The organism is Microbacterium sp. LWH3-1.2 (assembly GCF_040675855.1).
Lineage (GTDB): Bacteria > Actinomycetota > Actinomycetes > Actinomycetales > Microbacteriaceae > Microbacterium.
Genome location: NZ_JBEGIK010000001.1, coordinates 2847544 through 2871672, shown reverse-complemented (window position 1 = coordinate 2871672; position 24129 = coordinate 2847544). Strand labels below are relative to the sequence as shown.

The following is a 24129-nucleotide window of genomic DNA, read 5'->3' as shown; positions in this document are numbered from 1 at the left end:
CGATCCATCTGTCCGCCCAGGATACGCATCAGAGACGTCCAGCCCCGTGAATGCCGCCTCCCACGCGCCTCACAGGTCGTGTTCGCTACCCTGAACTGTTGAATCGAAGGGTGCGCCGTGTCCGCGCGCCCGGGAAAGGTGTTCTTCGTGCGTTTCGTGTGGGCCGTGGCGGCGTTCGTTCTCGCCACCGTGATGATCGGTGCGGGCATCGCCCAGCGGACGATCTTCCAGGGACCCAAGACCGAGACCACGGCGATCTCGGTCGAAGAGCAGACTCCGTATCTCCTCATCGACGGCGCCGTGCTCAATCAGATGCCCGGCACGCAGACGCTGCGGGCCCAGACCGAAGGCGACATCTTCGCCTCGTACGGCCGCACGGCCGACATGGAGGCCTGGCTCTCCGACTCCACGTACACCCACGTCACGCTCGACGACGAGGGCGGACTCGAGACCGCCGTCGTTGAGCCCGAGGTCGATGCGACCGCGGATCCCGCCGCAGAGGCCCCATCCGACGACCCCGCGGCGGGCGACGCCGCCGCGGATGATGCGACCGGCGGGGAGGATGCCGCCGAGACCACCGGCCGCACCCCCGTCGGATCCGACCTGTGGCTAGACGAGTACCAGCAGACCGACCTCCTCATCGCGCCGCTTCAGCTGCCGGAGGGGATGAGCGTGCTGGTCGCCGCGGATGGCACCGCGCCCGCGCCGAGCAGGGTGACGATCTCGTGGCCGCTGCAGACGTCGACGCCCTGGGCTGGGCCGCTGATCGTCGCCGGCGGCATCCTGATGGCCGTCGGCGTGTTCCTGTACATCCTCGGTATCCGCCACGCGCGGCGCAAGCGCGGTCCTCGCCGCAAGGGCCTGCCGCTGCCGGTCACCGAGCCCATCGACATCGCGATCGATCACGACGACGACAAGGGCGTGATCAGCAGTTCGAAGCCGACGCGTCGCGCCGTCTCGAGCGGCGGGCGACGTGCGTTCGCCGTGCTTCCGGTGGTGGCCGTCTCGGCGCTGCTGTTCTCGGGCTGCTCGGCCGACGCGTGGCCGCCGCTCGGCTCATCGCCGACCCCGTCGCCCACGGCGACCGTGATCGCCCCCGACGGGCAGCAGGCTCCGGCGGTGACGAAGGCGCAGGCCGAGCGCATCCTCACGCGCATCGCCGCCACGGTGGCCGACGCCGACGCCGCGATGGACGGCGACCTCGCCGACACCCGCCTCGAGGGGGCGGCGCTCGCGGCGCGCGACACGAACTACAAGCTCCGCGGCGCACTCGGCGACTACCCGGCGCCGGCGCCGATCCTGGCGAAGCCGCTGGAGATCATCCTCCCGCAGGCATACGACGGCTGGCCGCGCTCGGTCATCGCGGTCGCGGACGATGAGGAGTCCAAGACGTCGAGCATCATGGTGCTGACCCAGCAGGATCAGTGGTCGGACTACAAGCTGTCGTATGTCGGAAGTCTCGAGGCCTCGACTTCGCTTCCCGACCTCGCGCCGGCCTACATCGGCGCGCCCCAGGTCGAGCCGGACTCGCCGTTCCTTCTGCTGCCTCCGAACGAGGTCGCGGCCGCGTACGCGGACGTCGTCAACAAGGGCGAGCAGAGCGAGTACTACGACCTCTTCGAGGCCGATGGCGACCAGCTCCGAGCCAGCATCACAGCGGACCGTCAGCGGCGACTCGACGAGTTCAACAAGACGGCGTCGTCGACCGGAACCCTGGAGTTCAGCTCGGCGGCGGGGGTCCAGGCGCCGTTCGCCCTGCAGACGGTCGAGAGCGGCGCGATCGTCGCAGTGAACATCAATGAGATCGACACAGTGAAGCCCACCAACGCGGATGCCGTGATCAAGGTCAACGACAACCGCACGGTCAAGACACTGGCTGGTGTCGACCAGTCGCAGAGCGGATTCGCGACCACCTTCAGCGACCAGGTGTTCTTCTACGTGCCCGGTCCGGGTTCGAACGAGAAGATCCGTCTGCTCGGTTACTCGTCCGACATCCTCGATGCGAAGATTCTGTAGTGACCGATCCCACTCTGGGCGCCTCGCTTCGCGGCGCCGTCGACCTCTCCTCCCTCCGCAATCGCCCCGCGCCCGCCGCTCCGGGTGAGGAGGCGCCGGCCGGCGCCGGCGTGGCCGTTCCGTCGCTCGTCCTGGATGTCACCGACGACACGTTCCCGCAGGTGCTCGAGCTGTCGCGCACCGTTCCCGTGGTCGTGGACCTCTGGGCCGAGTGGTGCGGACCATGCAAGCAGCTGAGCCCGATCCTCGAGAAGGTCGTGATCGAGCTCGGCGGACGCGTCGTGCTGGCCAAGGTCGACGTCGACGCGAACCCCCAGCTCTCGCAGGCGTTCCGTGCGCAGTCGATTCCGATGGTCGTGGCCCTCGTCGCGGGCCAGCCTGTGCCGATGTTCACCGGCGCGGTGCCCGAGCAGCAGGTGCGCGAGGTGTTCGCACAGCTCCTTCAGCTCGCGGCCCAGAACGGCGTGGCCGGCTCCGCCTCGGTCGACGGGGAAGTCCCGCAGGAGGACCCCGCTGAGCCGCCCCTCCCGCCGCTGCACGCGGAGGCGTTCGCGGCGATCGAGGACGGGGACTACGCCCGTGCGATCGCGGCCTACGAGAAGGCTCTCGTCGAGAACCCCCGAGACGCCGAGGCGCGTGCCGGGCTCGGCCAGGTGCGCCTGCTCGACCGTGTGCAGGGCGTCGATCTGCAGGCGGCGCGTGCCGCCGCAGCATCCGCCCCCCAGGACGTGACCGCGCAGTTCGCCGTCGCCGATCTCGATCTCGCGGGCGGGCATGTGGAGGACGCCTTCGGGCGCTTGCTGGATCTGTTCGCCCAGCTTCCGGCCGACGAGCGCACCCCGGTGCGCGAGCGGCTCGTCGAGCTGTTCGCGCTCGTCGGCGATGCGGACCCCCGTGTGATCGCGGCCCGCGGTCGCCTCGCTTCGCTGCTTTTCTGAGCGGCCCCGCACCCGAAGACGCGGTCCTCTCGCCGACGAGGGCTCCGGGTGCACCCGGAGCCCTCCTCGGCTCTGACGATCCTCAGCCCTGGGTCGGCGACGGGATGTGCGCGCCCGTCCGGTGGCGCAGCCAGAGCACTCCCAGCGGCGGCAGCACGAGGACTGCGCGTCCGCCGGCGCCCGCGTGGACGACGCCGAGGTTGCCGACACCCGACCCGCCGTACACCTGCGCGTCGGTATTGAGGATCTCATCCCAGACTCCGGTCTCGGGCAGGTCGAGCTCATACGAGATCGGGTTCCCGGAGAAGTTCGCGGCGACGACGATCGTGTTGCCGTGCCAGTCCCGTCGCGCGAACGCGATCACATTGGGATTCCACTTCGGAGCGCCGAGTCGGGTGAACGCCGCGCCGTCGCTGTCGCGCGCCCACAGCGCGGAATGCTCCCGATAGATCCGGTTGAGCGCTCCGACGAACTGCTGGAGCTGTGCGTGGGTGGGCTGATCGAGCAGCCACCAGTCGAGGGAGCGTCCCTCGGACCACTCGGAGAGCTGTCCGAACTCCTGGCCCATGAACAGCAGCTGCTTGCCCGGGTGCCCCCACATGTAGGCGAGGAAGGCACGCATGTTCGCGAGCTTCTGCCAGTGGTCGCCGGGCATCCGGGAGAAGAGGCTCCCCTTCCCGTGGACGACCTCGTCGTGGCTGATCGGCAGCACGTAGTTCTCGCTGAACGCGTAGACGAACGAGAACGACAGTTCGCCCTCGTGGTGCGATCGATAGATCGGATCGCGCTTGACGTACTGGAGCGAGTCGTTCATCCAGCCCATGTTCCACTTGAACCCGAACCCGAGACCGGCCTGGTTGGTGGGGGCGGTGACCCCGGGGAAGCTCGTGGACTCCTCGGCGATCATGGCGATGCCGGGGTAGCGCTTGTACGCGGTGGCGTTGACCTCCTGCAGGAAGTGGATCGCCTCGAGGTTCTCTCGTCCGCCGTGCACGTTCGGCGCCCACTCGCCGTCCTCGCGCGAGTAGTCGAGGTAAAGCATCGATGCCACGGCGTCCACGCGCAGGCCGTCGACGTGGAACTCCTCGAACCAGTACAGCGCGTTCGCGACAAGGAAGTTCCGCACTTCGTTGCGGCCGTAGTCGAAGATGTACGTGCCCCAGTCGCGGTGTTCACCGCGCCGCGGGTCGGCGTGCTCGTACAGCGGCTCGCCATCGAAGCGCGCGAGGGCGAAGGCGTCCTTGGGGAAATGCCCAGGGACCCAGTCCATGATGACGCCGATGCCGGCCTGGTGGAGCCGGTCGATGAGGTACCGGAGATCGTCGGGGTGCCCGAAGCGGCTGGTGGGCGCGTAGTAGCCCGTGACCTGGTATCCCCACGAACCACCGAACGGATGCTCGGCGAGCGGGAGGAACTCGACGTGCGTGAACCCCTGTGCGCCCACGCAATCGATGATCTGGTCGGCGGCCTCACGGTACGACAGGCCCTGGCGCCAGGAGCCGAGATGCAGCTCGTAGACCGACATCGGCTGCGACACGGGGGTCGACTTGGCGCGCTGCGCGAGCCAGGTGGCATCGCCCCACGAGTACGAGGAGCGGACGACCACCGATGCCGTAGCCGGCGGCACCTCGGCGAACCGGGCCATCGGGTCGGCCTTGAGCACCCAGTCGCCGCCCCGCGCCCGAAGCTCGAACTTGTAGGTCGCGCCGTGACCGACTCCGGGAACGAAGAGCTCCCACACGCCGCTCCCGCCCATCGAGCGCATCGCGTGGCCCTGGCCGTCCCAGCCGTTGAAGTCGCCCACCACGCGCACGGCGCGAGCATTCGGCGCCCACACGGTGAAGGCGGTGCCCAGGGAGCCGTCGTGCTCGCGCTCATGCGCGCCGAGCACGCGCCACAGCTCCTCGTGGCGCCCCTCGCCGATCAGATGGAGGTCGAGCTCGCCGATCGTGGGGGAGTGACGGTACGGATCGTCCGCGGTGAAGTCAGGCCCGTGGGGGTAGGTGGTCAGCAGCTCGTACGGGCTGATTCCTCCCGCACGCGTGCCCTCCCAGATCCCTGCGCGCACGTGCTCCAGCGGCACGCGGGTGCCGTCGGCGAACACGGCGGTGACGCTGCGTGCCAACGGCCGCCGGGCGCGCACGATCCAGGTCGCGGTGCCCTCGGCATCGGTGTCGGGATGTATGCCGAGAACGGAGTGGGGGTCGTGGTGCGAGCCCGTCGCGACGGCATCGAGGATCTGGTCGGCGGGCGTCATCGGGACTCCTTCACGTGGAGGATGTGGACCGGGTCGGTGAACGCGTCGAGCATCACGTAGTTGTGATCCGACCACGTCCATCGCGCCCCGGTGACGAGGTCCTCGACCTCGTACGGCGTACCCGGCTCGACGCCCCACACGCGGGTGTCGAGGTGGACCATCGTCTGACGCACCGAGTGGGGATCGGTGTTGACGACGACGATGATCGTGTCGCTGCGGCCGTCGGGCGAAAGAGCCGCATCGAGATGCTTGGCGTACACCAGGATCGCGTCGTCGTCGCTCCAGTGGACGCTGAGGTTGCGAAGCTGCCTCAGCGCCGGATGCGCGCGCCGGATCTCGTTGAGGCGCGTCAGGAACGGGGCGAGTGAGTCGCCCCGCTCGATCGCGCCGGCCCAGTCCCGGAACTTGTACTCGTACTTCTCGTTGTCGATGTTCTCTTCCGACCCCGGGCGCGCCACGTTCTCGTAGAGCTCGTACCCCGCGTACACGCCGTACGTCGGGGCCGCCGTCGCTGCGATCGCCGCGCGGATCGCATACGCCGGCCGGCCTCCGAACTGCAGGAACTCGGTGAGGATGTCGTGGGTGTTCACGAAGAGGTTGGGCCGCATGAAGTCCGCGGTCTCATGCGCCACCGAAGAGAGGAACTCTTCCAGTTCGCGCTTGGTGTTGCGCCACGTGAAGTACGAGTAGCTCTGCTGGAACCCGACAGCCGCCAGACTCTGCATCACGGCGGGTCGCGTGAATGCCTCGGAGAGGAAGATCGCGTCGGGATGCTCGGCGTTCACGGTGGTGATGAGCCACTCCCAGAACTGCAGAGGCTTGGTGTGCGGGTTGTCGACTCGGAAGATCTTCACGCCCTGCGAGATCCAGTGCCGCACCACCCGGAGCACCTCGGCGTAGATACCCGCCGGATCGATGTCGAAGTTGATCGGGTAGATGTCCTGATACTTCTTCGGCGGGTTCTCCGCGTAAGCGATCGAGCCGTCGGGGAGTGTCGTGAACCATTCCGGGTGCTCTGTCACCCAGGGATGATCGGGCGAGGCCTGGAGGGCGAGGTCGAGGGCGACCTCGAGGCCGTGCTGCTGCGCGGCGCGCACGAACGCGCGGAAGTCGGCGGGCGAGCCGAGCTCGGGATGGATGGCGTCGTGGCCCCCTTCCGGTGCCCCGATCGCATACGGGGATCCGGGATCGCCGGGCACCGCATCCAGCGTGTTGTTGCGCCCCTTCCGGTTCGTCTGCCCGATCGGATGGATGGGCGGAAGGTAGGCGACGTCGAACCCCATCTCCGCCACCGCGGGCAGGCGTTTGGCGGCCGTGCGGAAGGTGCCGCTCTTGATCGTGCCGTCCTTGAGTCGACGGGCGCCCTCGGAGCGGGGGAAGAACTCGTACCACGCCCCGACACCCGCGCGTTCGCGTTCGACGAGAAGTTCCATGTCGTCGCCGATGGTGACCAGCGACATCAACGGTCGCTGGTGGAAGTATCGTGCGATCGCCGGATCCTCGACGATCGACAGCGCCCCGGCGTCGTCGACCTCGGAGTCACGCAGCGATGCGGCCGCGTCGGCGAGCACCCGGCGCTCCGTCACGGGACGCCCCCGCTCGGCACTCGCCCGTTCGAACAGGCGGGCGCCCATCTCACGCATGAGAGACGCATCCACCCCTGCCGCGATCTTGAGGGATGCGGCGTGCTCCCACGTGGCGAAGTCATCGCCGAACGACTCGAAGCGGAAGCGCCAGACGCCCTGTTCGAGCAGAGCCACCTCGGTGCGCCACCGGTCCAAGCCGTCCTCGAGCGGCTCGAGGCGGTGCAGCGATTCGTCGCCCGAGGGCGAGACCAGCCGCACCTGCACGCCGATGCGGTCGTGCCCCTCACGGAACGACGTCACCCCGAACGGCACGACCTCGCCGACGAACGCCTTGGGCCTGTAGTCACCCCACGGGACGGCGGGTGTGGGCTTGGCGAGCGGAATGCGCTGCGCTGCGGTGTCGGGCTCAGTCCGCCCGGCACGGGTCCTGCGGACAGGGAGGGCAGAGGCGCTCCGCCACGGATGGGAGCGCACGGAGCGCGTCTTCGTGACCACGTCTCGAACCTATCGCGCGCCCGACCGGGAAGACAGCGACGTGACGCGGTGCCGCGATTTCGGCGAAGGATCCGGGCTACTCGGCACGGAAGAGACGCATCGACGTGCCTGCGAGTGCGACGGTGTCGCCGGGGACGAAGACCTCCGCACTCTCCGACGGCGTCTCGTCGGCGCTCGACCAGAGCGAGACGAAGCGCGTGACGCCCTCCACGTCGGGAAGCGTGACCTCGATCGGCCGCTCGGTGCCGTGCACCATGAGCAGCACCCGGTTGAAGCCCTCGAACTCGGGCGTGGATGCGGCCACGTACTGCAGTGTGCGGTGGGACGGATCGGTCCACCGCTCGATCGACATGGTCTCGCCGTGCTCGTCGTACCACTCCATGACAGACGCCGAGGGCGTGCGTTCGCCGAGCCGCGCGAAGCGGCTCGGCCGCAGCGCCGGGTTCTCACGACGCAGGCGCAGCAGGTGGCGCACGTGGGCGTACAGATCCTGCTGCCACGGCGCGTGCTCCCACGTCAGCCACGTCAGGACCGAGTCGTGGCAGTACGCGTTGTTGTTCCCGCGCTGTGTGCGGGCGAATTCGTCACCGGCGGTCAGCATGGGCACACCCGCCGACAGGAGCAGCGTGCCCAGGAGGTTGCGCATCGCCTTGCGCCGCGTCGCGAGGATGCGCTCGTCGTCGGTCGGGCCCTCGGCGCCGTGGTTGAAGGAGCGGTTGGTGTCGGCTCCGTCGCGGTTCTGCTCGCCGTTGCCGAGGTTGTGCTTGACGTCGTACGACACCAGATCGCGCAGCGTGAAACCGTCGTGGGCGGTCACGAAGTTGACGCTCGCGAGCGGACCGCGGGCGTCGGCGAAGGTGTTCGCGGATCCCGCGAGGCGGTTCGCGAAGCCGCCGATGCCGACCGGCGAGGTCGACGCGCGACGTGCGTAGTCCACGTCGCTCAGCCAGAAATTGCGGACGCGATCGCGATAGCGGTCGTTCCACTCGCTCCAGCCGTCGCCGAAGTTGCCCGTCTGCCACCCGCCCATGCCGACGTCCCACGGCTCCGCGATCATCTTCACGCCCGCGAGCGCGGGATCGTCGAGGATGGCGCGCAGCAGCGGGTGCTCCGGTGTGAACACGTGCCCCGCATCGCGTCCGAGCGTCGCGGCGAGGTCGAACCGGAAGCCGTCGATCTGCACGTCGTTCGCCCAGTAGCGGAGGGAATCCAGCACCAGGCGGGCCGCAGCATCCGTCGACGTGTCCACCGCGTTGCCGCAGCCCGTGACGTCGATGTACGCGCCGTCCTCCTGCTGGCGGTAGTAGGCGCGGTTGTCGATGCCGCGCAGGCTCGAGCGCGGACCGCCGATGCCCTCCTCGGCCGTGTGGTTGTAGACGACGTCGAGGATGACCTCGAGCCCGGCCTCGTGCAGCAGCTTCACCATGCCCTTGAACTCACGCAGGATCGCCTCGGGACCCTGCCGGCGGGCCTCCTCGGTCGCGTACGCGGCATGGGGGGTGAAGAAGTTCAGCGAGTTGTAACCCCAGTAGTTGGCGAGCCCGTGCTGGAGCAGCCGCGGTTCGGTCGTGAACGCATGCACCGGCAGCAGCTCGATGCTCGTGACGCCGAGGTCGAGGAGATGCTGCACCATGGCCGGGTGCGCGAGACCGGCGTACGTCCCGCGGAGGGCGCCGGGGACGTCGGGATGGCGCTTCGACAGGCCCTTCAGATGGCCCTCGTAGAGCACCGTCCGGTCCATCGGGATGGCGGGCTTGGCGACGCCGCCCCAGTCGAACGATCCGTCGACCACCTCCGAGCGCCAGCCGTCATACCCGGTGCGGACGAGTCCCCGTGAGTAGGGCTCGAGCAGGAGCGTTCCGCCGTTGAAGGTGTTGCCCGGGCCGTGCGGCCCGTCGACACGGATCGCGTAGCGCGTGCCGGGGCGCAGAAGCGGCGTCGTGATCTCCCACACGCCGCCGCCGATGGCGACGAGCGGCTCGGTGGCGGTGATCCAGTCGAGGTCTGTGTCGTCGAAGACGACGAGCTCGATCGCGTCCGCCGTGTCAGACCAGACCCGCAGGCGTGCCTGTCCGTCGAGGAGCACGACCCCCAGTCCGTCGAGTGCGGGGTCGAGCAGACCCGCGTCAGGGGGCGAGATGACGGAGACCGGGCTGATCATGCGGACTACCATAACCATGGTCCGAGTCGACGGTGTTACGGCACCGGGTCCCACCGGACACGGATCTCGGATGCCGCGGCCCGCCGCTTCCGATCGCGCAGGAGGCGGACCGGTCATGAGCGATGCACGGATATATCTCGATCACGCCGCGACAGCGCCGCTGCGACCCGAGGCGCGCGACGCCTGGATCGACGCCGCGTCGGCGGTGGGCAACGCCTCATCCATCCACGGCGCGGGCCAGCACGCGCGCCGGGTGCTCGAGGAGGCGCGCGAGCGCCTCGCCGCGGTGGTCGACGCCGACCCGATCGAAGTCGTGTTCACGTCGGGCGGCACCGAGGCAGTCAACCTCGCCGTGAAGGGCCTGTGGTGGGCCAGGCGACCAGACGCCGACGCCGTGGTGCTGCCGGACGGCGAACACCACGCGACGCTCGACGCGGTCGAATGGCTCGACGCGCAGGGCGCGGTCGTGCGGCACGTCGGCACCGACGACAGCGCCCGCATCCGTGTCGACGAGTTCACTGCGGCCCTGTCCGGCGCCGCCCTGGCCACCGCGCTCGTCGCGAACAACGAAGCCGGCACGGTGAACGACGCGGCCGCACTGTCGGCCGGCGCCGCGGGGGCCGGCGTGCCCCTGCATCTGGACGCGGTCGCAGCGTTCGGCCACCTGCCGGTGTCGTTCCGCGGCTGGCGAGGCGAGGCTCGCGGCCGCGCGGGCCTCGTGGCCATGAGCGTGTCGGCCCACAAGATCGGCGGCCCGACCGGCGTCGGCGCGCTCGTCGTCGCACGCAGCGCGGACCTCACCGCGCTCCTGCACGGCGGTGGTCAGCAGCGGCGGCTGCGCGCCGGCACGCAGGACGTGCCAGGCGCGGCGGCTTTCGCCGTCGCGGCCGAACTCGCGGGGGCCGAGCGCGTGTCCGAGGCGCGGCGACTTGCAGCCCTGCGGGAGCGTCTGGTGCGCGGCATCCGGAACTCCGTCCCCGATGCCGAGCTGCTGGGAGACCCGATCGACCGCCTGCCCGGCAACGCGCACCTGCTCTTCCCCGGGGCGTCGGGAGAGACGCTGCTCTTCCTGCTCGATATGGCCGGCGTCGAGGTATCCACCGGGTCGGCGTGCCAGGCGGGCGTGCCGGAGCCGTCGCATGTCGTCCTCGCGATGGGACGGACGGATGCCGAGGCACGTCAGGTGCTGCGGTTCACGCTCGGTCGCACCACCGGCGATGACGACGTCGACACTGTGCTCGCAGTGCTGCCAGAGCTCGTCGAGCGCGCGAGAGCGGCGTCCGGGCCACGGTCAGGCAGGGCTTCGTAGACTGGACCCATGCGGATCCTTGCGGCCATGAGCGGTGGAGTGGACTCGGCCGTCGCGGCCGCACGGGCCGTCGAGGCGGGTCACGACGTCGTCGGCGTGCACCTGGCGCTCTCGCGCGCGGGCGGAACGCTGCGCACCGGCAGCCGCGGCTGCTGCACCATCGAGGACGCGATGGACGCCCGCAGGGCCGCCGACCGGCTCGGCATCCCCTTCTATGTGTGGGACTTCTCCGAGCGATTCCGCGATGACGTGATCGACGACTTCGTCGCCGAGTACCGTGCGGGCCGCACCCCGAACCCGTGCATGCGGTGCAACGAGAAGATCAAGTTCGCCGCCCTGCTGGAGCGCGCGCTCGAGCTCGGCTTCGACGCGGTGTGCACGGGCCATTACGCCACGCTGATCGACGGCGCGGAGGGGCTCGAACTGCATCGGGCATCGGACGCCGCGAAGGACCAGTCGTACGTGCTCGGCGTCCTGAACGCCGAACAGCTCGCGCACACGTACTTCCCGCTCGGCGCGACGCCGTCGAAGGCCCTGGTGCGCGCCGAGGCCGAGGAGCGCGGCCTGACCGTCGCCCACAAGCCCGACAGCCATGACATCTGCTTCATCCCCGACGGCGACACGCGCGGCTGGCTCGCCGAGAAGGTCGGCACGGAGCGCGGCGACATCGTCGATCGGACCGGCGCCGTGGTGGGCGCGCACGAGGGCGCCCACGCCTTCACGGTCGGCCAGCGCCGCGGTCTGCAGCTCGGCGTTCCTGCGCCGGACGGCAAGCCCCGCTTCGTGCTCGAGGTGCGGCCCGTGTCCAACACGGTCGTGGTCGGTCCCAAGGAGGCTCTCGCCACCGCCGAGATCGCGGGGGAGCGGTACTCCTGGGCGGGACGCCCGCAGCGCCCGGGCGAGTTCGCCTGCCACGTGCAGATCCGCGCACACGCCGAGCCGGTTTCGGCGATCGCGACGCTGGCCGACGGCGTGCTCACGGTCGTCCCGGCCGAGCCGTTCGACGGCGTCGCACCGGGGCAGACCGCGGTGCTCTACGACGGCACGCGCGTGATCGGGCAGTTCACGATCGATCGCACGGTGTCCGCCGTCCCGGTCGACGCATAGACGGATGCTGCGTCTCCGCGCGGCGGTCGGCCGCCGCGGCGGTGTCGGACCCCGCTCCTAGACTGGTGCGGTGACGGATGACCTCGGTACGCCAGCCTCCGCGCCGCTCGACGCGGCGGCACCTCTTCCCTCCGACCCCGGTCCGGAGGCCTCGCGCACCGAAGCGCAGGAACTGACGGACCGCATCCTCCACGCCCGCGACGCCTATTACGGTCGCAACGCCGAGCTCGTCGACGACGCAACCTACGACGGGTGGATGCATCGGCTGGAAGAGCTCGAGCGCCTGCACCCCGAACTGCAGGGCCAGGACTCGCCCACCCAGACCGTCGGCGCCGCGGAGAGCTCGATGTTCGCGCCGGTCGAGCATGCCGAGCGGATGCTGAGCCTCGACAACGTCTTCAGCCTCGACGAGCTGCGGGATTGGTGTGTCAAGACCGAGTCGGCGGCCGGCCGCAGAGTGCGATGGCTCACCGAGCTCAAGATCGACGGGCTCGCCATCAGCCTCCGTTACGAACGCGGCGTGCTGACTTCGGCGGCGACGCGCGGAGACGGTCGCACCGGCGAGGACGTGACCGTCAATGCCGTCCGTGTCGCGGGCATCCCGCAGCGGCTCGAAGGCAGCGGGCATCCCGACCTCGTCGAGGTTCGGGGCGAGGTGTTCATCCCGGTCGCGGCGTTCGAGGCGCTCAACGCACTGCAGGCCGACATGCGTGACCGTGCGGTCGAAGAGACGCGGGCCCGCACTCGGGCGTTCGACGAGGCCAAGGCCCGCGTGAGCGCCGAGAGGCGGTTCCCGTCCTTCGCCAACCCGCGGAACGCGGCCTCGGGGGGCCTGCGCCAACAGCTCGACAAGAAGGACGGCCTCGAGCGCGAGGCAGGGCAGGCGCGGCTCGACTCCCTCCGACTGTTCGTCCACGGAATCGGCGCGTGGAGCAATCCGCCGGTGGATTCGCAGAGCGAGACCTACGGCTTGCTCGCCGAGTGGGGCCTTCCGACGAGCCCCTACTTCCGGACGGCCGACGAGATCGACGGTGTGCTCGACTTCGTCGCCCACTACGGCGAGCACCGCCACGACGTCGAGCACGAGATCGACGGCGTCGTCGTCAAGGTCGACGAGCTCGCGCTGCACGATGAGCTCGGCGCGACCAGCCGCGCGCCGCGGTGGGCGATCGCGTACAAGTACCCGCCCGAGCAGGTCAACACCAAGCTGCTCGACATCGTCGTGTCGGTCGGGCGGACCGGGCGTGCGACTCCGTTCGCCGTCATGGCTCCTGCGCGTGTCGCCGGATCGGTGGTGCGTCAGGCGACCCTGCACAACCAGGACGTCGTGCGGGCGAAGGGGGTGCTGATCGGCGACACGGTCGTGCTCCGCAAGGCGGGCGACGTGATCCCCGAGATCCTCGGCCCCGTGGTCGAGCTCCGAGACGGCACAGAACGCGAGTTCGTCATGCCGGCCGACTGCCCGGAGTGCGGGTTCCCGCTCGCGCCGGCGAAGGAAGGCGACATCGACCTGCGCTGCCCGAACACGCGGGCGTGCCCCGCCCAGGTGCGCGGACGCGTGGAGCACATCGGCTCGCGGGGTGCCCTCGACATCGAGGCGCTGGGCGAGGTCACCGCGGCCGCGCTGACGCAGCCCTCCGTGCCGGAGGTCCCTCCGCTCGAGACCGAGGCGACGCTCTTCGAGCTCACCGTCGACCAGCTCGTGCCGATCGAAGTGATCGTGCGCGACGCCGAGACGGGCGAGCCCCGAATCGACGAGAAGTCCGGCGAGATGGTGCGGCGGGCGCCGTTCCGGCGCAATCCGACGCCGGCCGAGAAGAAGGCGGGGATCACCGAGCCGCAGCCGTCCGCACAGGCGCTGACGCTGATCGATCAGTTGGAGCGCGCGAAGACCAAGGAGCTGTGGCGCTTCCTGGTGGCTCTCAACATCCGTCACGTCGGACCGGTGGCCGCTCGCGCCCTGGCGCAGTGGTTCGGTTCGGTCGAGGCGATCCGCGATGCATCCCGCGACGAACTCGCCGCGGTCGAGGGAGTCGGTGGCATCATCGCCGACTCGCTCCGTGAATGGTTCGAAGGGGACTGGCATCGCGACATCGTCGACCGCTGGGCCGCGGCAGGCGCTCAGCTCGCCACCCCAGGACACCCCGGCCCCGGCGCAGCGGTCACTGCGGGGGGTGTGCTGGACGGACTCACCGTCGTCGCGACCGGCTCTCTCGAGGGCTACAGCCGCGAGGGAGCGCAGGAGGCGATCCTCAAGGCCGGCGGCAAGGCGGCGTCGAGCGTGTCGAAGAAGACCGACTTCGTCGCGGCGGGGCCGGGTGCCGGTTCGAAGCTTGCGAAGGCGGAGGAGCTCGGCATCCGCATCCTCGACGCGGCGCAGTTCCACATCCTGGTCACCCAAGGACCCGAGGAACTCGACGCCCTCGTCCGGGACGCGGGCTGATTCTTCGTCGTCGTCGAACGATGCGTCGGCGCGCGTCGGCTGGGATGATGATCGCATGGCGCAATGGCTCTATCGCATCGTCCCCTCGCGGCCCGGGATGGTCGCCGACGCGACGCCGGACGAGCAGCGCATCGTCGGCGCGCACTTCGACTACTTGGTCGATCTGCGAGATCGCGGCACTCTCGTCCTCGCCGGCCGCACCCAAGAGGCCGAAGGCACGTTCGGTATCACGATCTTCGACGCCGACGACGAGGCGGCGGCTCGCGCGATCATGCGCGCCGATCCCGCCGTTGCGGCCGGCGTCTTCGTCGCGTCGCTGCACCCCTATCGGATCGCGGTCGCCCGGGACGGGCTCGAGGACTGAGCGGTCAGGCGCCGGTGTTGAGCGCGAGCAGGCGGTCCCGCACCTGGCGGCGCAGCACCTTGCCGATGAGGGACTTCGGGAGCTCGTCGACGACGTAGATGCGGCGGGGCACCTTGTACGGCGTGAGGATGCCGCGGGCGGAATCCCGGACGGCCTCGATGTCGACCTCCTGGCCGGGTGCGACGACGATCGCCGCCACGACCTCTTCGCCGGAGTGCGCGCTCGGGAGCCCGACGACGGCCGCGTCCTCGACCTGCGGGTGCTGGCGGAGCGCGTTCTCGACCTCGGTCGGCGCGACGTTGAATCCGCCCGTGATGATGAGCTCCTTGATGCGGTCGACGATGCGCACGAACCCGGCGTCGTCGATCGTGACGATGTCGCCGGTGCGGAACCATCCCTCGCTGAAGACCGCCTCGGTCTCTTCGGGCTTGCCGTAGTAGCCGCCGAAGACCTGCGGTCCGCGCACGACGAGTTCGCCGCGCTCGCCGGCCGGGACGTCCTGCGTGGGGTCGTCGGGATCGACGACCCGGCACTCCGTGCCGGGCAGGGGCAGGCCGACGGTGCCCGGTACGCGGTTCCCTGCGACCGGGTTGGCCATCAGCACAGGGGAGCACTCGCTGAGCCCGTAGCCCTCGACGAGGAACCCGCCGGATGCCGCCTCGAAGGGCACCACGAGCTCGTGCGGCAGCGCCATGGCGCCTGAGATCGCGACCTCGGTGCCGACGAGCGATACGCCCTTCTCGCGCGCCGCCTTGAGAAGGCGGTCGGCGATCGGCGGGACCAGCGGCAGGAACGTCGCGGGGTGCTTCTTCGTCACGTCCAGCACCATGTCGGGGTCGAAGCGCGGGAAGAGCACCAGCCGCGCGCCCATCGACATCGCGAACGTGAGGCAGAGGGTGAGTCCGTAGGCGTGGAACATCGGGAGCACCGCGTAGACGACGCAGCCGTCTCCGCGCACGATAGAAGGCACCCACGCCCGCGCCTGCGCTGCGTTCGAGAGCAGGTTGCGGTGCGTGAGCGAGGCGCCCTTCGGGGTGCCGGTCGTGCCGCTCGTGTATTGGATGAGCGCGAGATCGTCGGTGGCCGGGCTCGGGTGGGATGCCGGCAGCGGCGACGATCCCACGACCTGCTCCCACGGCACCGTGCCGGAAACTCGTTCGGAGAGCGCCTCGCGCGCCTCGCGGGCCTTCGCGATGGGGAGCCTGAGGGCGAGGCGGGTGCCGAACGGCATCGCCGTGATGACGTCGACCGAGATGAGGTTCGTCACCGCGAGGTCGGCCGGGAAGTCCTGCACGGTCGCGACGACCTTCGTCCACACGATCGCATGCTTCGCGCCGTGGTCTTCGAACTGCTTGCGCAGCTCACGGGGGGTGTACAGCGGGTTGTGCTCGACCACGACGGCACCGAGGCGCAGGATCGCGTAGAACGCGACGATGTGTTGCGGGCAGTTCGGCAGCACGAGGGCGACGGGGTCGCCCGCCCTCACGCCGAGATCGCGCAGTCCTGCCGCCGCGCGCTCGATCTGCTCGTGGAGCGAGCGGTACGACGTCTCGCGTCCGAAGAACTGCAGGGCCGCGGCATCCGGGTAATCGCGAGCCGACGCAGCGACGATGTCGACGAGGGAACCGGTCACCGGGGCGAGGTCCTCCGGGACGCCCTCGGCGTAGCTGGCGATCCAGGGGCGCGGCGGGTCGTAGGTCGTCACGGCCACAGCCTACGCCGGGCAGGCCACGGGCCAGTGGTGCGGCCCCGGTAGTCTTGTCTGGTGTCTGAAATCACCCCCGATCTCGTGCGCCATCTCGGTGTGCTCGCCCGGATCCAGCTGAGCGACGGCGAGGTCGAGCGCCTCACCGGCCAGCTCGACGCGATCGTCGACAACATCGCCAAGGTCTCTGAGGTCGCCACGCCCGACGTCCCCGCCACCAGCCACCCGATCGCCCTCGAGAACGTATTCCGTTCGGACGTCCCCGGCGATCTGCTCACGCCCGCTCAGGTGCTGCAGAACGCCCCGGATTCCGCCGACGGTCGGTTCCGCGTGACCGCGATCCTCGGCGAAGAGCAGTAAGGACCCGACGTGACCGATCTCACGAAGCTGAGCGCCGCCGCGCTCGCAGACAAGCTCTCCGTCGGCGAGGTGTCGAGCGTGGAGGCCACGCAGGCCCACCTCGACCGCATCGCCGCGGTGGATGCCGACGTGCACGCCTTCCTCCACGTCAGCCAGCACGCGCTCGACGTGGCGGCCGCCATCGACCGCCGGCGCGCGGCCGGAGAAGACCTCAGTCCCCTCGCGGGGGTGCCTCTGGCGATCAAGGACGTGCTGGTGACGACGGACATGCCGTCGACCAGCGGCTCGAAGATCCTCGAGGGCTACATGTCGCCGTACGACGCGACCGTCGTCGCGCGCTCGCGCGCCGCGGGTCTGGTGCCGCTCGGCAAGACGAACATGGACGAGTTCGCGATGGGCTCGTCGACCGAGCACTCGGCGTACGGGCCCACCCGCAACCCGTGGGACCTCACGCGGATTCCGGGCGGCTCCGGCGGTGGTTCCGCGGCTGCTGTCGCCGCATTCGAAGCTCCCCTGGCGCTCGGCTCCGACACGGGTGGCTCGATCCGCCAGCCCGCGCACGTCACGGGAACGGTGGGCATCAAGCCGACCTACGGCGGCGTCAGCCGCTACGGCGCGATCGCACTGGCATCGAGCCTCGATCAGGTCGGCCCCGTGACTCGCACGGTGCTCGACGCGGGACTCCTTCACGACGTGATCGGCGGGCACGACCCGCACGACTCCACGTCGCTCGCTCACGAGTGGCCGTCGTTCGCCGCCGCCGCACGCGAGGGTGCGAACGGCGAGGTGCTCAGGGGCCTCAAGGTCGGCGTCATCCGCGAACTCCCCGACAGCGGCTTCCAGGCCGGTGTGTCGGAGTCGTTCCGCGCGGCCCTGGCCGCGATGGAGGCACAGGGCGCCGAGATCGTCGAGATCAGTGCACCGCACTTCGAGTACGGCGTCGCCGCGTACTATCTGATCCTTCCGGCCGAGGCATCCAGCAATCTGGCGAAGTTCGACTCTGTGCGCTTCGGCCTGCGCGTCGACGTCCCGGGCGGCACCGTGGAGGATGTCATGGCCAAGACCCGCGATGCCGGCTTCGGCGACGAGGTGAAGCGCCGCATCATCCTCGGCACGTACGCCCTGTCGGCGGGCTATTACGACGCCTATTACGGCTCGGCCCAGAAGGTGCGCACGCTGATCCAGCGCGATTTCGCGGACGCATTCTCGCAGGTGGATGTCATCGCGACACCGTCGGCACCGACCACCGCGTTCAAGCTCGGCGAGAAGATCGACGACCCGCTGCAGATGTACCTCAACGACGTGACGACGATCCCGGCGAACCTCGCGGGCGTGCCGGGGATCTCGATCCCGTCGGGTCTCGCGTCGGAGGACGGCCTGCCTGTCGGGATCCAGTTCCTCGCCCCCGCGCACGAGGACGCGCGTCTGTACCGCGTCGGTGCGGCGCTGGAGTCCCTGCTCGTCGACTCGTGGGGCGGTCCGCTCCTCGACAGGGCGCCGGCCCTCGGCGCGAACGGAGGTGCCCGCTGATGGCGAAGGACAAGCTGATGGACTTCGACAAGGCGCTCGAGCTCTACGAGCCGGTGCTCGGCTTCGAGGTGCACGTCGAGCTGAACACCGAGACCAAGATGTTCTCGGCGGCGGCGAACCCCGCGAACTCCGCGAACCACGGCGCCGAAGCGAACACGCTCGTCGCGCCGGTCGACATGGGCCTGCCGGGCGCGTTGCCCGTCGTCAACGAGACCGCGGTCCGCTACTCGATCAGCCTGGGCCTCGCGCTCGGCTGCTCGATCGCGCCGTCGAGCCGGTTCGCGCGCAAGAACTACTTCTACCCCGACCTCGGCAAGAACTACCAGATCTCGCAGTACGACGAGCCGATCGCGTTCGAGGGGTCGGTCGACATCGAGCTCGCCGACGGGAAGATCGTCACCGTGCCGATCGAACGCGCGCACATGGAGGAGGATGCCGGCAAGCTCACCCACGTCGGCGGCTCGACCGGACGCATCCAGGGCGCGGAGTACTCGCTGGTCGACTACAACCGTGCCGGTGTCCCGCTCGTCGAGATCGTCACGAAGCCGATCTTCGGCGCCGAGCACCGCGCGCCGGAGATCGCGAAGGCGTACGTCGCGACGATCCGCGACATCGTGATCGCGCTCGGCATCTCGGAGGCGCGCATGGAGCGCGGCAACCTCCGCTGCGACGCCAATGTGTCGCTGCGCCCGCGCGGCCAGGAGAAGCTCGGCACGCGCACCGAGACGAAGAACGTCAACTCGATGCGCTCGGTCGAGCGTGCGGTGCGGTACGAGATCCAGCGCCAGGCGGCGATCCTCGCCGCCGGCGGGACGATCACGCAGGAGACGCGTCACTGGCACGAGGACACCGGCACCACGTCGCCTGGTCGACCCAAGTCGGACGCCGACGACTACCGCTACTTCCCGGAGCCCGACCTGCTGCCGGTCGCGCCGTCGCTCGAGTTGATCGAGCAGCTCCGAGCCGCGCTGCCTGAGCCGCCTGCGGCTCGCCGGCGTCGCCTCAAAGCCGACTGGGGCTTCGCCGACATCGACTTCCAGGGCGTCGTGAACGCAGGACTGCTCGCCGAGGTGGAAGCCACGATCGCTGCGGGTACATCTCCCGCCTCGGCGCGCAAGTGGTGGACGGGCGAGCTCCTGCGCATCGCGAACGCCGAGGGTCGCGAACCGGCCGAGCTGGCGACCCCCGCGGACGTGGCCGCGCTGCAGGCGCTCGTCGACGCCGGGACCCTGACCGACAAGCTCGCGCGCCAGGTTCTCGAGGGCATGATCGCCGGTGAGGGCACGCCTCAGGAGATCGTCGACGCCCGTGGGCTCGCCGTCGTCTCGGACGACGGTGCGCTCATCGCAGCGATCGACGAGGCGCTGGCCGCTCAGCCCGGCGTGCTCGAGAAGATCCGCGACGGCAAGGTGCAGGCCGCCGGTGCCGTCATCGGCGCGGTCATGAAGGCGATGAAGGGCCAGGCGGATGCCGCACGCGTGCGCGAGCTCGTGCTCGAGCGCGCCGGCTCGACCGGCGCATAAGCCGATCCTCGAACGCCGCGGGCGTTCGAGCTCGACCTGAGGGCGGATCCCGGACGGGGTCCGCCCTCAGGTGACGATGTCCGCGGTTGCTGGGAGGATCGACGCATGGGGCGCGGTGACGGAACCGGCAGGGTCGTCTCCCCGGAGGATGCCGACGACACCGGCGCCGGCATCCTGCACGTCGACATGGACGCGTTCTATGCGTCGGTCGAACAGCTCGACGATCCCTCGCTGCGCGGCAAGGCGATCATCGTCGGCGCGCCCGAGAGCCGCTCGGTCGTCTCGAGCGCGTCGTACGAGGCTCGGCGCTTCGGCGTGCGATCCGCGATGCCGGTCGCCCAGGCATTGCGACTGTGCCCGCACGCGATCGTCGTCCGCCCGCACTTCGAACGGTATCTCGAGATGTCGTCGCAGGTCATGCGCATCTTCCGCGACGTGACGCCGCTCGTCGAACCGCTGTCGATCGACGAGGCGTTCCTCGACGTCAGCGGAGCGCGCCGGCTCTGGGGCAGTCCCGGACGGATCGCACGGATGCTGCGCCACCGCGTCCTCGAGGAGACCGGCCTCACCTGCAGCATCGGCGTCGCCGCGACGAAGCACGTCGCGAAGATGGCCTCCACCTTGAGCAAGCCCGACGGTCTTCTGATCGTCGCGGAGGCGGACACCGCCGCGTTCCTCGCCCCGCGATCGGTGCGCGCCCTGTGGGGCGTCGGACCGAAGACATCAGAGGCGCTCGAGGCACGCGGCATCCGCACCATCGCCGACGTGATCGACACGCCCCGCGACCTGCTCGAGCGCGCTCTGGGTGTCGCGATGGGGGGCAGGATCTGGCACCTCGCGCGAGGGATCGACGCACGCGAGGTCGACACGAGCCGGGTCGAGAGGAGCGTGGGGCACGAAGAGACCTTCCATGAGGACATCCGCGACATGGCGATCCTGCGCTCGGAGTTGCGCCGCCTGGCAGATCGGGTGGGCGCGCGGCTGCGCAGCAGCGGATGGGAGGCGTCGACCGTCGCGATCAAGGTGCGCTACGCGGACTTCACGACGATCTCCCGATCGCAGACGCTTCCCGAGCCCACCGCGGTCGGGCAGCGGATCGGCGACGCTGCTCATGACCTGTTCGCCTCGGTGGATCGAACGCTGCCCGTTCGGCTCATCGGCGTGCGGGCGGAGAAGCTGCGCCCGGCAGCGGCGGCGACACCGGCGCTGTGGGACGACGACGAAGGATGGCGACGCATCGAGGATGCGTTGGACGGCGCGACGGCGAGATTCGGGCGCGGGGCGGTCACCCGCGCGACCCTGCTCGGCACACGCGGCGGCGGAACTCTCCCGTCGAGCCCGCCGCCGCCGCCACTCGACCAGGGCTGAGGCACGGCACCGGGGCGGTCACACCCCTGGTCTTCATCGGCGCGCTGTCACAGGGGCGCGGCGGCGGGTACGTTGGACGCATGCCCAACATCGCACTCGAACTCGGCAAGCAGTCCGCGTCCTTCGGCGTGAAGAGCGCATACGGCGAGCAGCAGGACGTCGACGGCGTCCGCATGATCCCCGTCGCGCTGACGTGGTCCGGTTTCGGAGGGGGATCGGACGAGGCCGGCAACGGCGGTGGTGGCGGAGGCGGCTGGGCCATCCCGGTCGGCGCATACATCCGGCAGGGCGACGGCCTGCGGTTCGAGCCGAACATCATCGCGCTCCTGACGGTCGCGATTCCGTTCGTCTTCTTCGCCGGTCGCGCGCTCAGCCGTGTCATTCGCACCCTCAAGAAGTAGCCCGGACGCCGTCGGCAACTCGCTCGGGATCGCGGTCGACCAGATCATCGCGGCGATCGCGCAGGTCGCGGCATCCAATCCGGTCGTCCTCATCGACGGACGAAGCGGTGCCGGCAAGACGACGCTGGCGCGCAATCTCGTCGCACGATGGCCGATGCGCGGCCGCGTGCAGCTGGTGGCGCTCGATTCGATCTACCCGGGCTGGGACGGTTTGGACGACGGCGTCGAGTTCGCGAAGGATCTGATCCTGACCCCGCACGCCAAGGGGCTCGTGGGGGTGTGGCAGCGGTGGGACTGGACGCTCGGAGAACCCGCCGAGGCGCACGCCGTCGACCCGGCCCTGCCGCTCATCGTCGAGGGCGCCGGAATCCTCACGCCCGCAACCGCTCGCCTTGCCGACGTACGCGTCTGGCTCGAGTCGCCGGCGGCGTCGCGCAAGCAGCGCGCGCTGGCCCGCGATGGCGAGACGTACCGTCCGCACTGGGACCGATGGGCGCGCCAGGAGCACCGGCACGTCACCCGCGACGATCCGATCCGCCTCGCGAACCTTGTGATCCCTGTGCCCTGACGTGACCGCGGATCATTCCTCGCGGTCGAGGGCGGCCACGAGGCCGTCGAGCCGGTACCCGATCCAGTCGTAGACACCGAAGCGCGGGTCGTCGTGGTCGTGGTCGTCCTCTTCGTCGACGCCCAGCCGCGTCGCAAGCACCAGACGGACGGCCGCGAGCGTGCGCAGCCACGCCTGCGTCGTTTCGGGGTCCAGCCTGATCTCGACCTGTTCCCGCAGATCCGGGTCGTCGGGGTCCTCGGGGATCTGAGCCGCGTCCTGGAGGGAGACCAGCACGAGGCCCGCGTCGGACTCCCGCCGACCCAGCAGATCGGCCCGTGTCAACGCCCGGAACTCCCGTGCCGCCTCCTCATCGTCCGCGTACGCGGACGGCACCAGCCGGGCGATCGCCGGGTCATCGTCGTCGGGTGCGGACTCGCGCAGCAGCTCGGCGAATTGGCCGACGAGCCCTGCCAGATGGGCGGCCTCGAGGCGGGCGACCTCGATCACGACGATCCCGCCCGTCATCGGGGCTCCTGCCTCACTGTCGCCCACAGGCCGTAATCGTGCATAGCCTGGGCGTGCATCTCCATCTGCTCCCGGGGGCCCTGCGAGACGACCGCGTGCCCCTCGTTGTGCACGGCAAGCATCAGCCGTTCCGCGTCGGCGCGCGCCAGGCCGAAGTACTCGCGGAAGACGTGGGTGACGTAGCTCATGAGGTTGACGGGATCGTCCCAGACGACCGTCTGCCAGGGGCGCGCGGGATCGACGCGGTCGGAGACCTCGACGTCCTCGTCGACGGAGGGTGTGGCGAGCGCCGCCATCATGCCCACCCCAGCTCGTGCAGGCGATCGTCGTCGATTCCGTAGAAGTGCGCGATCTCGTGCACCAGCGTCGTGTGCACTTCGTCGCGCAGGTCGCCCTCGTCGTCGCACACCGCCAGGTGCGGTTCGCGGTACACGATGATGCGGTCCGGCAGCTCGCCGATCCCGTAGCGCTCCCGCTCGGTCAATGCCCAGCCGTCGTACAGCCCCAGCAGGTCGAGGCTGCCGTCCTCGGGCCGGTCCTCGACGACGAACACGACGTTGTCGAGGCCCTCGACCATGTCGTCGGGGAGGGCATCCAGCTCGTCGATCACGAGCGTCTCGAAGGTCGCGGCATCCATCTCCATCATGATGCCCCGCTTCTACACGAATGGGACGCGTGAGACGCGCCCCATTCGATTGATCTGGGGTGAGTAACGGGACTTGAACCCGCGACCCCCTGGACCACAACCAGGTGCTCTACCAACTGAGCTATACCCACCATGTCTCCCGCTCGCGCGGGCAACCAGACGATTCTCTCACACCTCCGGAGCAAACGACGACACGACGGCAGCAGCGGCTGCGCGCGCGCCGTCGCTCGTCGGCCCCGGCTCCGGAACGAACACCGCCTGGCGGTAGTACGCGAGTTCGCGAATCGACTCGAGGATGTCGGCGAGGGCGCGGTGACCGCCGTCTTTCGCGGGTGCGTGGATGTACGCACGGGGGTACCAGCGGCGCGAGAGCTCCTTGATGCTCGATACGTCGACGTTGCGGTAGTGCAGCCACCGGTCCACGCGCGGCATGTACTTCGCGAGGAACATACGGTCGGTGCCGATGGTGTTCCCGGCGAGGGGAGCCTTGCCCTCGAGCGGGACGAATCGCTGGATGTACTCGAGCACCTGGAACTCGGCGTCCGCCAGGCTCACGCCCTGCGGAATCTCGTCGAGCAGCCCGGAAGTGCGATGCATGTTCGTGACGAACTCGTTCATATTCGCAAGCGCCGAGTCGTCCGGCTTGATCACGACGGAGAAGCCCGGGCCGAGTGTGCGCAGCTCGAAGTCGGTGATGACCACGGCGATCTCCACCAGCTCGTCCACGCCGAGGTCGAGCCCGGTCATCTCGCAGTCGATCCACACCAGGCGGTCGTTCTCGGATGCACCCACCATGTGCTCCATCCTTATCGGAAGTCCAGACATCCCACGGGCCTGGACCAGGG

The 24129-nt window shown here is 69.8% G+C and carries 20 protein-coding genes and 1 tRNA gene; 12 read left to right on the top strand and 9 right to left on the bottom strand.

What is annotated here, in order from left to right; genetic code table 11:
* The first annotated feature begins 117 nt into the window (after nt 1–117).
* Together MRBLWH3_RS13385 and MRBLWH3_RS13380 are read left to right on the top strand one after the other, a co-directional pair.
* Nucleotides 118–2016 (top strand): glycosyl transferase, encoded by a 1899-nt coding sequence (locus tag MRBLWH3_RS13385; RefSeq protein ID WP_363432743.1) that lies wholly within the window; start codon nt 118–120, stop codon nt 2014–2016.
* Nucleotides 2016–2954, top strand: a complete 939-nt coding sequence (locus MRBLWH3_RS13380; RefSeq protein WP_363432741.1) for a tetratricopeptide repeat protein — start codon at nt 2016–2018, stop codon at nt 2952–2954. Before MRBLWH3_RS13385 ends, MRBLWH3_RS13380 begins: the two co-directional genes overlap by 1 nt.
* 82 nt (nt 2955–3036) lie before the next feature.
* Here the strand turns inward: MRBLWH3_RS13380 and glgB are convergent, their stop codons facing one another.
* The 3 genes from glgB to glgX form a co-directional block, all read right to left on the bottom strand.
* Nucleotides 3037–5211, bottom strand: coding sequence for a 1,4-alpha-glucan branching protein GlgB (gene glgB, locus MRBLWH3_RS13375; protein ID WP_363432739.1), 2175 nt, complete (start codon nt 5209–5211; stop codon nt 3037–3039).
* Nucleotides 5208–7181, bottom strand: coding sequence for a maltotransferase domain-containing protein (locus MRBLWH3_RS13370; protein WP_363435513.1), 1974 nt, complete (start codon nt 7179–7181; stop codon nt 5208–5210). Before MRBLWH3_RS13370 ends, glgB begins: the two co-directional genes overlap by 4 nt.
* A 187-nt stretch (nt 7182–7368) precedes the next feature.
* Nucleotides 7369–9453 carry a glycogen debranching protein GlgX gene (glgX, locus tag MRBLWH3_RS13365; RefSeq protein ID WP_363432736.1) on the bottom strand — a complete coding sequence of 695 codons (2085 nt, stop codon included), beginning with the start codon at nt 9451–9453 and terminating at the stop codon, nt 7369–7371.
* A 115-nt stretch (nt 9454–9568) separates the two neighbouring features.
* Between glgX and MRBLWH3_RS13360 the strand changes: the two genes are divergently transcribed.
* From MRBLWH3_RS13360 to MRBLWH3_RS13345, 4 genes are all read left to right on the top strand, one after another.
* On the top strand, nt 9569–10762 hold the full coding sequence (locus tag MRBLWH3_RS13360) for a cysteine desulfurase family protein (RefSeq protein WP_363432733.1): 1194 nt from the start codon (nt 9569–9571) through the stop codon (nt 10760–10762).
* Between the two features lie 9 nt (nt 10763–10771).
* Nucleotides 10772–11869, top strand: a complete 1098-nt coding sequence (gene mnmA / locus MRBLWH3_RS13355) for a tRNA 2-thiouridine(34) synthase MnmA (RefSeq protein ID WP_363432731.1) — start codon at nt 10772–10774, stop codon at nt 11867–11869.
* A gap of 70 nt (nt 11870–11939) precedes the next feature.
* Complete coding sequence (gene ligA, locus MRBLWH3_RS13350; protein WP_363432729.1) at nt 11940–14312, top strand: NAD-dependent DNA ligase LigA; 2373 nt, start codon at nt 11940–11942, stop codon at nt 14310–14312.
* Nucleotides 14313–14367: 55 nt separating this feature from the next.
* The gene (locus MRBLWH3_RS13345; RefSeq protein WP_363432726.1) at nt 14368–14676 is read left to right on the top strand and encodes a YciI family protein; all 309 of its coding nucleotides are present in this window, start codon (nt 14368–14370) and stop codon (nt 14674–14676) included.
* Between the two features lie 4 nt (nt 14677–14680).
* Here the strand turns inward: MRBLWH3_RS13345 and MRBLWH3_RS13340 are convergent, their stop codons facing one another.
* On the bottom strand, nt 14681–16381 hold the full coding sequence (locus tag MRBLWH3_RS13340) for a long-chain-fatty-acid--CoA ligase (RefSeq protein WP_363432724.1): 1701 nt from the start codon (nt 16379–16381) through the stop codon (nt 14681–14683).
* Between the two features lie 60 nt (nt 16382–16441).
* Between MRBLWH3_RS13340 and gatC the strand changes: the two genes are divergently transcribed.
* The 6 genes from gatC (at nt 16442) to MRBLWH3_RS13310 (ending at nt 22131) form a co-directional block, all read left to right on the top strand.
* Nucleotides 16442–16741: an Asp-tRNA(Asn)/Glu-tRNA(Gln) amidotransferase subunit GatC gene (gene gatC / locus MRBLWH3_RS13335; protein ID WP_116196676.1), complete on the top strand. Its 300-nt coding sequence runs from the start codon at nt 16442–16444 to the stop codon at nt 16739–16741.
* Between the two features lie 9 nt (nt 16742–16750).
* Nucleotides 16751–18271, top strand: a complete 1521-nt coding sequence (gene gatA / locus MRBLWH3_RS13330; RefSeq protein WP_363432721.1) for an Asp-tRNA(Asn)/Glu-tRNA(Gln) amidotransferase subunit GatA — start codon at nt 16751–16753, stop codon at nt 18269–18271.
* Entirely contained in the window at nt 18271–19794 is a 1524-nt protein-coding gene (gatB, locus tag MRBLWH3_RS13325; protein WP_363432719.1) for an Asp-tRNA(Asn)/Glu-tRNA(Gln) amidotransferase subunit GatB, read from the top strand. The genes gatA and gatB overlap by 1 nt, the downstream gene beginning before the upstream one ends.
* A gap of 105 nt (nt 19795–19899) precedes the next feature.
* A complete protein-coding gene (locus MRBLWH3_RS13320; RefSeq protein WP_363432717.1) occupies nt 19900–21162 on the top strand; it encodes a DNA polymerase IV in 1263 nt (420 codons plus the stop codon).
* 80 nt (nt 21163–21242) lie between these two features.
* Nucleotides 21243–21563, top strand: a complete 321-nt coding sequence (locus MRBLWH3_RS13315; protein WP_363432715.1) for a hypothetical protein — start codon at nt 21243–21245, stop codon at nt 21561–21563.
* Nucleotides 21538–22131: a hypothetical protein gene (locus MRBLWH3_RS13310; protein WP_414685371.1), complete on the top strand. Its 594-nt coding sequence runs from the start codon at nt 21538–21540 to the stop codon at nt 22129–22131. Before MRBLWH3_RS13315 ends, MRBLWH3_RS13310 begins: the two co-directional genes overlap by 26 nt.
* A gap of 12 nt (nt 22132–22143) precedes the next feature.
* Here MRBLWH3_RS13310 and MRBLWH3_RS13305 read toward each other — a convergent pair whose 3' ends face one another.
* From MRBLWH3_RS13305 to orn, 5 genes are all read right to left on the bottom strand, one after another.
* The gene (locus MRBLWH3_RS13305; RefSeq protein ID WP_363432712.1) at nt 22144–22638 is read right to left on the bottom strand and encodes a DUF2017 family protein; all 495 of its coding nucleotides are present in this window, start codon (nt 22636–22638) and stop codon (nt 22144–22146) included.
* Nucleotides 22635–22934, bottom strand: coding sequence for an ATP-dependent Clp protease adapter ClpS (gene clpS / locus MRBLWH3_RS13300; RefSeq protein WP_363435507.1), 300 nt, complete (start codon nt 22932–22934; stop codon nt 22635–22637). The genes MRBLWH3_RS13305 and clpS overlap by 4 nt, the downstream gene beginning before the upstream one ends.
* A complete protein-coding gene (locus MRBLWH3_RS13295) occupies nt 22934–23281 on the bottom strand; it encodes a metallopeptidase family protein (RefSeq protein ID WP_414685405.1) in 348 nt (115 codons plus the stop codon). The genes clpS and MRBLWH3_RS13295 overlap by 1 nt, the downstream gene beginning before the upstream one ends.
* A gap of 58 nt (nt 23282–23339) precedes the next feature.
* A tRNA-His gene (locus MRBLWH3_RS13290) sits at nt 23340–23415 on the bottom strand.
* A 37-nt stretch (nt 23416–23452) separates the two neighbouring features.
* A complete protein-coding gene (gene orn, locus MRBLWH3_RS13285) occupies nt 23453–24079 on the bottom strand; it encodes an oligoribonuclease (RefSeq protein WP_363432707.1) in 627 nt (208 codons plus the stop codon).
* Between the last annotated feature and the right edge of the window lie 50 nt (nt 24080–24129).

Bases quoted from the DNA above. Each gene is read 5' to 3' on its own strand.
- glgB (WP_363432739.1), bottom strand. From the start codon at position 5,211: ATGACGCCCGCCGACCAGATCCTCGATGCCGTCGCGACGGGCTCGCAC.
- glgX (WP_363432736.1), bottom strand. From the start codon at position 9,453: ATGATCAGCCCGGTCTCCGTCATCTCGCCCCCTGACGCGGGTCTGCTC.
- MRBLWH3_RS13360 (WP_363432733.1), top strand. From the start codon at position 9,569: ATGAGCGATGCACGGATATATCTCGATCACGCCGCGACAGCGCCGCTG.
- mnmA (WP_363432731.1), top strand. From the start codon at position 10,772: ATGCGGATCCTTGCGGCCATGAGCGGTGGAGTGGACTCGGCCGTCGCG.
- MRBLWH3_RS13345 (WP_363432726.1), top strand. From the start codon at position 14,368: ATGGCGCAATGGCTCTATCGCATCGTCCCCTCGCGGCCCGGGATGGTC.
- gatB (WP_363432719.1), top strand. From the start codon at position 18,271: ATGGCGAAGGACAAGCTGATGGACTTCGACAAGGCGCTCGAGCTCTAC.
- MRBLWH3_RS13320 (WP_363432717.1), top strand. From the start codon at position 19,900: ATGGGGCGCGGTGACGGAACCGGCAGGGTCGTCTCCCCGGAGGATGCC.
- MRBLWH3_RS13315 (WP_363432715.1), top strand. From the start codon at position 21,243: ATGCCCAACATCGCACTCGAACTCGGCAAGCAGTCCGCGTCCTTCGGC.
- MRBLWH3_RS13305 (WP_363432712.1), bottom strand. From the start codon at position 22,638: ATGACGGGCGGGATCGTCGTGATCGAGGTCGCCCGCCTCGAGGCCGCC.
- clpS (WP_363435507.1), bottom strand. From the start codon at position 22,934: ATGGCGGCGCTCGCCACACCCTCCGTCGACGAGGACGTCGAGGTCTCC.
- MRBLWH3_RS13295 (WP_414685405.1), bottom strand. From the start codon at position 23,281: ATGGAGATGGATGCCGCGACCTTCGAGACGCTCGTGATCGACGAGCTG.
- orn (WP_363432707.1), bottom strand. From the start codon at position 24,079: ATGGTGGGTGCATCCGAGAACGACCGCCTGGTGTGGATCGACTGCGAG.